This is a genomic window from uncultured Methanofollis sp., assembly GCF_937919355.1.
In the GTDB taxonomy this organism is placed as follows: domain Archaea; phylum Halobacteriota; class Methanomicrobia; order Methanomicrobiales; family Methanofollaceae; genus Methanofollis.
Genome location: NZ_CALFSA010000125.1, coordinates 1 through 4,572 on the forward strand (window position 1 = coordinate 1; position 4,572 = coordinate 4,572).

Annotated in this window: 2 protein-coding genes; both read left to right on the top strand. The window is 60.2% G+C overall.

The window, feature by feature from the left end; translation table 11 throughout:
* Positions 1–673 precede the first annotated feature (673 nt).
* On the top strand, positions 674–1,822 hold the full coding sequence (locus tag Q0520_RS05805) for a glycosyltransferase (protein WP_298667536.1): 1,149 nt from the start codon (positions 674–676) through the stop codon (positions 1,820–1,822).
* A gap of 75 nt (positions 1,823–1,897) precedes the next feature.
* Positions 1,898–4,453, top strand: coding sequence for an oligosaccharyl transferase, archaeosortase A system-associated (locus tag Q0520_RS05810; protein WP_298667538.1), 2,556 nt, complete (start codon positions 1,898–1,900; stop codon positions 4,451–4,453).
* Positions 4,454–4,572: the final 119 nt, after the last annotated feature.

Sequence of the window (4,572 nt, forward strand, 5' to 3'; positions counted from 1 at the left end):
CCCTACACGACGCTCTTCCGATCTGAAGGGCGAGGGGATCACCCGTGCTGTCCTCTGGCCCGGCGCTGGCGTCGGCGGCCACTGCCTCACCAAAGACACCTACCACCTGGAGCGCGGTGTGCAGCAACTCGGGCCCGACAGCCTCGACTTCCCCGAGGGCCGCGAGTCCCTGTACACCCTTGCTCGCGGCATCAACGACTTCATGCCGACGCACATGCTCCACCTCACCGAGTCAGCACTTGCGCAGGTCGGCAAGGCCCTGAAGGGCGCGAAGATCGCCCTGCTGGGGTGGGCCTTCATCAACGACTCCGACGACGCACGGAACACCCCGGCAGAGCCTTTCTATGAGATGGCCCGTGCCGCGGGTGCGGCGGTCGCCGTCCACGACCCCTGGGTCGACCCTGAGACCGCACCCGACGTCCCGCCGGGCCTCACCCGCGACCTTGACGCCGTGCTCACCGGTGCCGACGCCGTCGCCGTCTTCGCCGGCCACAAGGAGTACAGGGTTCTCGTCCCGGGAGAGGTGAAGGCGCTCTGCGGGTGCATGCACCCTGCCATCATCGACGGCAGGAATGTTGCCGACCCGGACGCCTGGATCGAGGCGGGCTTCGCCTACCGCGGCATCGGGAGGGGCGACAGAAACGGTCACGAACTCAGGGACTGAGGTGAGACCGTGAAGATCCTCCTCGTCTCGACACAGGACTACATCCACCACCCTGTCCCCTCCCGCCACCACTACATCTTCGAGGAACTGGCGAAAAGACATGAAGTGCATGTCCCCCACTTCCATGTGAGCGATGGGAAGGAGAGGGAGACACGCCTTCACGTCCACGAGGCGACAATGTTCCCCTTCAAAAGCCCGCTCCTCCACTACACCCTCAATGCCCCGTACCATGCCGCCGTGATGAAGAGGATCATCAGAGAAGAGGGGATCGACGTCGTCGTCGCAGCACATGTGCTCGCCGGCACCGCCGTGATCAGGGCGGCGAAGAATGCGGGAGTTCCTGTGCTCTTCGACCTGAAGGACTGGTTCCCTGACTCTGCCGCTGCCTATTATACAAACCCCTTTGCCAGGCGCGTCATCCATGACGGCGTCTGGGCGATCACCCGTTACAACCTCGACCACAGCGACCAGATCACGACCGTCTCACCCTCCCTGGCCCGCCAGCTCCATGACCACGGCTACGAGGCCGGCGTGATCACAAATGGCGTCGACACCGAGATCTTCAGGCCGATGGACGGTTCGACGATGCGACAGCGCCTCGGCATCGGCGACGAGGAGTTCGTCATCGGCTTTGCCGGGTCTGTCGAGCGCTGGTATGCCATTGATAACCTCATCAGGCTCTTACCCGCCATCCGTTCCCGGTATGACAACGTCCACCTCCTTGTCGTCGGGGGATCCCTTTTCACCGGATACCTCGATAAATTAAAGGCTCAGGCCGTCTCCCTCGGCCTCAGTGACCATGTCACCTTCACCGGGACAGTGGAGCATGCGGAACTGCCGGCATACATCGCGGCCATGGACGTCTGCACCATCCCCCTGTCGCCCCCGCAGTGGGCGAACATCGCCCTCCCGAACAAATTTTTCGAGTATTCGGCCTGTGCAAAACCAATCCTCTCCCGGCCCATCCCCGATATGGAGCAGATCGGAGGGGACCACCTCTCCATCTACCACAGCAATGAAGAGTTCATCGACCTTATCGGCGAGACGATCGAACACTGCACCTCATACTCCATCGACGCCGAAAAATTCAGCTGGAAGAGGCGGGCTGCAGAGATGGAAAAGAAATTAAAAGAGCTTACAGACCGAAAACAGTACTGAGAAAAGATGTTCCCGATTTATATCAACCCAATATATTAATCATCCATAGGGAAACAGACATAGAAGGAGTGTTTAATGCCACCATTTGATCTCAAGGACAGAAAGACCTGGCTTATAGCAGGATTCTTAATTATCTTCTCCCTCTTCGCACTCTGGGTCCGCCTTATCCCTATGGCGGACATGACTGCCGGCGGGGTGGTCGAACTCCAGGGGAACGACCCCTGGTATAATATGAGGCAGATTGAGGCGCTCGCGGCAAATGGCCTCGCCTACTCATGGTTCGACCCGATGACCCTCTACCCCCATGGGGACACCATCTACTGGGGCCCCCTCTTCCCAACGCTCATCGCAGCCCTCGCCATCCTTGTCGGGGCCACGGCACGGCCTGAGATCGTGTTCGTCAGTGCCATCGTCCCACCGTTGATGGGCGCCGCAATGGTCCCCCTGATATATTTCCTCGGCAGGAGAATTGCCGACTGGAAGACCGGCCTTCTTGCCGCGGGCTTTACGGCGGTCGTATCGGGGCACTTCCTGTACCGTTCCATCTTCGGCTTCGTCGACCACCACATCGCGGAGACTCTCTTCTCCGTGCTCTTCGTGCTCGCGTATATCGTCGCCATCCAGGCGGTGCGGGGTGAAAAGATCGACCTGTCCTCCCTGGAGTGCCTGAAGAGACCGTTAATCCTCGGCACTCTCGCGGGCATTGCCTATCTCCTCGGTCTCTTCGTGATGCCGACGATGATCCTGATTGCGATGATCGTCGCCGTCTACACGCTCGTCCAGTACATCCTCGACGCCTGGGAGAAGAAGGAGACCTGGAACCTCGCTGTCATCAACACGGTGGTCTTCGCCGTCGCGATCATCGGGCTCTTCCTCTTCGGCATCCAGCACGAAGGCCTCGGCCTCTCCCGCTACACCCTCGGGCACGTGCTCTCGTATCTTGCGATCATCATCGGGAGCTGGGCGCTCTATGCCCTTACACGGGTGACGCGGGAAAGACCCGCATACTTCTACCCGATAATCCTCGCCACCATCGGCATGGCATTTGCCATTTTCCTGAAGGTCGCCAACCCGACGGCCTACGACGTCCTCATCGGGAACTTTTTCGCCTTCTTCGGTCAGTCGGCTGAGGCCAACACCGTCGAGGAGGCGATGCCCTGGAGCATCGGGGCCGCCTGGTATACCTTCAATACCGGTCTGCTCCTGATGGCCGGCGGTTTTGCCGTCCTCATCTATGGAATATTCCAGAAACGCCGGGCAGACTACCTCTTCGTCCTGGTCTGGTCGGCGGTCATGCTCTTCTCCACCTGGCAGCACAACAGGTACGAATATTATCTGGCGGTGAACATCGCCCTCCTTGCCGCTCTCTGTGTGGGTTTCGTCCTTGAACGGGGATGGAAGGAGATTGCCGCCCACCGTGCCCGGACAGCGGCACCAGCAGATAAAAAACCCGCGAAGAACAGGAAAGAGGAGAAGAAGCCATCGGGGGGGAGCGACCCTGTGGTGCTCCTCGGCAGTGTCGTCGTGGTCATCCTCGCTGTCCTCTTCGTCGTATCATCCATCCAGCTTGACCTTGCCTTTGCAGAGAGCGCTTCCTACGGTGGCATGCACCCGCAGTGGCGCGAGACCCTGGAGTGGATGGGGGACAATACACCGGATACAGGCGTTGATTATTACAGGAATTATGATAAGGAGACATTCCAGTACCCGCCCGAGTCGTACGGCGTGATGACCTGGTGGGACTACGGCCACTACATCACCACCATCGCCCACCGGATCCCGAACTGCAACCCATTCCAGCACGGGGTAGCCGGCCCGAACGGTTCTGCGGCGTTCTTCGTGGCACAGGACGAGAAGACGGCGGCAGAGATCCTGAAAAACGACGGGACGCGCTACGTGATCACCGACGCCCTGATGGACACAGGGATATTCTGGGCTATGGCGACCTGGTTCGACCCGAAGGTTGGTGTGGAGCCCTACCAGCAGAACTGGATTGTACCTGTCGGCCAGGGCAACATCATAAATGCCAGAGTTTACACCCCCGAATACTTCCAGACAATGACCTCACGCCTGCACAACTTCGACGGTTCGATGTCCATGTCAGACAGGGTCTTCTACACCGAGTACGCCGACGCTGCGTCCTCGGGCTACGGCATGTCCCTGATGACGAACCTCTCGATCCTGGACCCGGCCACTGCACAGGCGAAGGTGAAGGCCTACAACGCGAAGGCGCCGGCAGGAATGCATGCTGGAACCATCGGCCTTGAGAACAACCTCACCATGGCCGCTGCCGAGGCCCCGGCACTCCAGCACTTCAGGCTCATCCACGAGTCGAGCTGGAAGTCGTTCACCGGCGAGACCGCTCCTGACATCAGATTTGTCAAGGTCTTCGAGTTCGTCCCCGGCGCCCATATCAAGGGTGAGGGGACGATCGAGGTGGACCTGACGACAAACACCGGCAGGACCTTCACGTACAGGCAGGAGAGCATCAACGGCGAGTTCGTGGTGCCGTACTCCACTACGGGCACGCCCTATGACGTGCATGCGAGCGGCCCATACCGCATCGTCGGGACCGGCCAGACCTTCGATGTGCCCGAAGACGCCGTCATGCAAGGGTTGACAATCAACTAATGAAGGCGTCCGCGATCACCGGTCGGGTGTTTGCGAAACACGACATGGAGGGGGGTGCCGAGACGGGCGCCCGGTTGCGGGAGGTCCTCGAAGGCCTCCCCCCGGACATCCCTGTCCAC

Coding starts and splice junctions, on each gene's coding strand:
- Q0520_RS05810 (WP_298667538.1), top strand. CDS start 1,898: ATGCCACCATTTGATCTCAAGGACAGAAAGACCTGGCTTATAGCAGGA.